General features: G+C 65.9%; 5 protein-coding genes. 3 read left to right on the forward strand and 2 right to left on the reverse strand.

Translation table 11 applies throughout. The features are described from left to right. Positions 1 to 244 precede the first annotated feature (244 nt). On the reverse strand, positions 245 to 619 hold the full coding sequence (locus ACILRA_RS21060; protein WP_395664008.1) for a hypothetical protein: 375 nt from the start codon (positions 617 to 619) through the stop codon (positions 245 to 247). A gap of 236 nt (positions 620 to 855) precedes the next feature. Between ACILRA_RS21060 and ACILRA_RS21065 the strand changes: the two genes are divergently transcribed. After that, positions 856 to 1,647 (forward strand): hypothetical protein, encoded by a 792-nt coding sequence (locus tag ACILRA_RS21065; protein ID WP_395664009.1) that lies wholly within the window; start codon positions 856 to 858, stop codon positions 1,645 to 1,647. On the opposite strand, the gene ACILRA_RS21070 is transcribed toward ACILRA_RS21065, so the two are convergent. Continuing rightward, positions 1,636 to 1,986 (reverse strand): thiol-disulfide oxidoreductase DCC family protein, encoded by a 351-nt coding sequence (locus tag ACILRA_RS21070; protein ID WP_395664010.1) that lies wholly within the window; start codon positions 1,984 to 1,986, stop codon positions 1,636 to 1,638. The genes ACILRA_RS21065 and ACILRA_RS21070 overlap by 12 nt on opposite strands. Positions 1,987 to 2,036: 50 nt before the next feature. Between ACILRA_RS21070 and ACILRA_RS21075 the strand changes: the two genes are divergently transcribed. Together ACILRA_RS21075 and ACILRA_RS21080 are read left to right on the forward strand one after the other, a co-directional pair. Then, a complete protein-coding gene (locus tag ACILRA_RS21075; protein ID WP_395664011.1) occupies positions 2,037 to 2,807 on the forward strand; it encodes an SDR family NAD(P)-dependent oxidoreductase in 771 nt (256 codons plus the stop codon). Positions 2,808 to 2,900: 93 nt separating this feature from the next. Then, on the forward strand, positions 2,901 to 3,706 hold an 806-nt coding region (locus ACILRA_RS21080; RefSeq protein WP_395664012.1), incomplete at its 3' end, for an aconitase family protein.

Consider the following 3,706-nt stretch of genomic DNA (forward strand, 5'->3'; position numbering starts at 1 on the left):
CGATGGGCGGCAGGGTCTCGCCATATTCCCGCGCCGAAGCGCCGGGCTTGTTCAAGGCGAGCGCGGGCTGAGCGAGCGCGACCAGGCAGAGCAGACCTGCCACGAGCACCTTTCCGACAATCCCCATTTGACGCCCCACCCGTTATGCTTAACAACTGGTGAAGAGGATGCAGTGACGCCGGGCTGGTGGCAATCCTAAACAAAAGGTTAAGTTAACGGCCGGCAGGCCCTGGTTGCAGACGTCTCAGTTTTGCGCCAGGTCGGTCCGGCGGAATTTCAGGACCTCGCCGTTGCCGTTCATCGCCACGTACCAGCCACCCTGGCGCTGGATCTCGCCGCAATGGGCCTTGCCCTTGGTCCATTTGGTCCACACGACGCAGAGCGCGGTGCCCTGCATGTACCAGCGGCCCTTGTCCTGCTGGCCGTAGGCGCGGCCCGAGAGCGTGCCGCCCCGGGTGCCGGCAAAGGACACGCGGTAGCCCTTCACCTGGGCCTCGAACTGGCCGGGAAAGAGCTTGGTGACCTCGCCCTTGCCGAGCGAGCCGGCGTCGGCGCCGGAGGAAAGCGTGAGGGCGGCGGCCCCGATCAGGACGGCTGCGGAAATGCTGTGAAGAGCCATGGATGAAAAACCCCCGGTCTGGGCTGGCGGAAGGCGCTGAGCCCCACCTGCTGTTGCTTGGTCAGGCGCCCGTTTGGCAGCGCCCTTTGTTCAAAATATGGGGAGTTGATGGCGATCTTCCCCCTTGATCCCGATCAAACCTGATCGCGTTTCCACCACTTTCAGTTGAATTTCTCCTGTCAGATCCCCTGCCGGACGTGATTCCCACCCGGCGGGTGTTGCTGTAGTGAGAAGGCATGACGCAGCTTGGCGCATTCCGAGAGCAGGGTTTCCTGAGATTTCCGGCCGAGGAGGCCGTGGTCCGGTGGGTGGCATCGGCGCGCCCGGCGGCGGAGGCGGCAGCGCGTGACCCCGCCCAGGCGCACTGGCTGCGCTGCGGGGGCACCTGGTTCGTCGGTGTGGACGCCCTGCCCAATGACCCGGAGGGCCGTGTCGGCAATGGCCCGGCACTTGGCGGGGCTGCCGCAGACTTTGTGAAGGGCGGTCTCGGCCTCGCCCTGCCGCTGCACCGGGGGCAGGTTTCGGTCTGCTATCCCGGCTACCCGAGGCCATCGCCGGAGGAGAGCCCGGCCGCCTTCGATTTCCGGCTCAGGCGCGATGCGGCCCATGTCGACGGACTTCTGCCGGAAGGACCCGAGAAGCGGCGCCATCTGAGGGAACCGCATGCCTATGTGCTGGGGCTGGCGTTGACGGAGCAATCGCCCCATGCGGCCCCACTCTGTGTCTGGGAAGGCTCGCACCTGCTCATGCGCCAGGCGTTCGCACGCGCCTTTGCGGGCCATGCGCCAGACGACTGGCCCATGATCGACATCACCGCCGCCTACCAGGAGGCGCGGCGCACAGCCTTCGCCGCCTGCCGGCGGATCGAGCTGCCCTCCTCGCCGGGGGAAGCGCTGCTGCTGCACCGGCACATGCTGCATGGCGTAGCGCCCTGGGCCGCGGATGCGGAGGGGCCCGCTGCCGGGCGGATGATGGCCTATTTCAGGCCGGAGTTCCCAAACATTGCGGACTGGCTGTCAGCGCCATAAGCGCCGGAGCTTCAGGAACCCATCATAGGCGAGGTCCAGCACGGCGACCACGGGGCGCACCGAGAGCAGCCGCCCTGCCAGGCCAAAGCCCGGCGTTTGCCGCCACAATGCCAGGAAGGCGGCGGCACCCGACACGAGCGCCCCGTCGGCCAGCCGCACATGAAAGCGCCTGAGGGCATCTTCCTGCTTCAGGTCGGGCGCCGGGCAGGCTTCCGCTGCGACATCGCAATAGCTGACATCATCCCCGGTGCGGTTGCGGTAGAAGCCGATCTCACGGCGGCAGACAGGGCAGGCCCCGTCATAGTAAACCGTGAGCGGCGATTGAGTCTTGGCAGTCATGGCAGGAATTACGATAAGCCACGCAATTCGGATTGGATGGAGGGTGTCGCATGACAGGGCGGCTCGACGGCAAGGTGGCGCTGGTGATCGGGGCCGCACGCGGCATCGGCGAGGGCATCGCCCGGCGCTTCCATGAGGAAGGCGCGCGGGTGGTGATCGCCGACACCGAGGTGGCAGCAGGCCAGGAAACCGCGGCCCGCCTCGAGGGCCTGTTCGTCGAAACCGACATCTCCCGCATGGCACATGCTGAGCGCGCGGTGGAAACGGCGCTGGAAGGCTTCGGCGGCCTTCACATCCTCGTCCAGAATGCCGGCATCTATCCCTGGACGTTGATCGAGAACATCTCGCCTGAAGAGTGGGACAAGGTGCTGGCGGTGAACCTGAAGGGCACGTTCCTCGCCGCCCGCGCAGCACTCCCCCACATGAAGGCGCAGCGCTCCGGCCGGATGGTCTTCACTTCTTCGATCACCGGCCCCCGGGTGACGAGCCCGGGCCATGGCCACTATTCGGCCAGCAAGGCGGGCATCAACGGCTTCATCAAGGCGGCGGCACTGGAGTTTTCGGGCTATGGCATCACGGTGAACGGTATTGAGCCCGGCAACATCCTCACCGACGGCATGAAGATGCACCGCTCGGAGGCCTTCATCAGGTCGATGGAGGAAGCCATACCGCTCGGCCGCCTGGGAACACCCCGCGACATCGCCAACTGCGCGCTGTTCCTGGCCTCGGAGGAGGCCTCCTATATCACAGGCACGACCATCGTCGTGGACGGCGGCCAGACCCTTCCCGAGGGAGCGGACTTCCGGATCACCCCGGGCTGATGCGGCGGATGCCCCGCCCGGGCGGGGTTTGACTTGAGGCTCGAAGTCGCTAAATACGCCCCAAAATCCATGTGTTCCGAAAGACCAAGACCGATGGCCAAGCCGCGCACGCTCTATGACAAGATCTGGGACGACCATTTGGCCCATGAGGCCGAGGATGGCACCTGCCTGCTCTATATCGACCGCCACCTCGTCCACGAAGTGACGAGCCCGCAGGCCTTCGAGGGCCTGCGCATGACCGGCCGCAAGGTGCGCCATCCGGAGAAGACGCTGGCCGTGGTCGACCACAACGTGCCGACGACCGACCGTTCCAAGGGCATCGCCGAGGACGAAAGCCGCATCCAGGTGGAGACGCTGGCCAAGAACGCCGCCGAATTCGGCGTGAAGTATTTCAACGAGCTCGACAAGCGCCAGGGCATCGTCCACGTGGTGGGGCCTGAGCAGGGCTTCACGCTGCCCGGCACCACCATCGTCTGCGGCGACAGCCATACCTCCACCCACGGCGCTTTCGGGGCACTGGCCCATGGCATCGGCACGTCCGAGGTGGAGCATGTGCTCGCCACCCAGACGCTGATCCAGAAGAAGGCCAAGAACATGCTTGTCCAGGTCAATGGCAAGCTGCCGAAGCATTCGACCGCCAAGGACATCATCCTCGCCGTCATTGGCGAGATCGGCACGGCGGGCGGCACCGGCTCCGTCATCGAGTTTGCTGGCGAGGCAATCCGCGATCTGTCCATGGAAGGCCGCATGACGGTCTGCAACATGACCATCGAGGGCGGCGCCCGCGCCGGCATGATCGCGCCCGACGAGAAGGCCTATGCCTATCTGAAGGGCCGCCCCATGGCGCCCAAGGGCGAGGCATGGGACCAGGCGCTCCGCTACTGGGAGACGCTCCACAC

The organism is Aestuariivirga sp. (assembly GCF_044239095.1).
GTDB lineage: Bacteria > Pseudomonadota > Alphaproteobacteria > Rhizobiales > Aestuariivirgaceae > Aestuariivirga.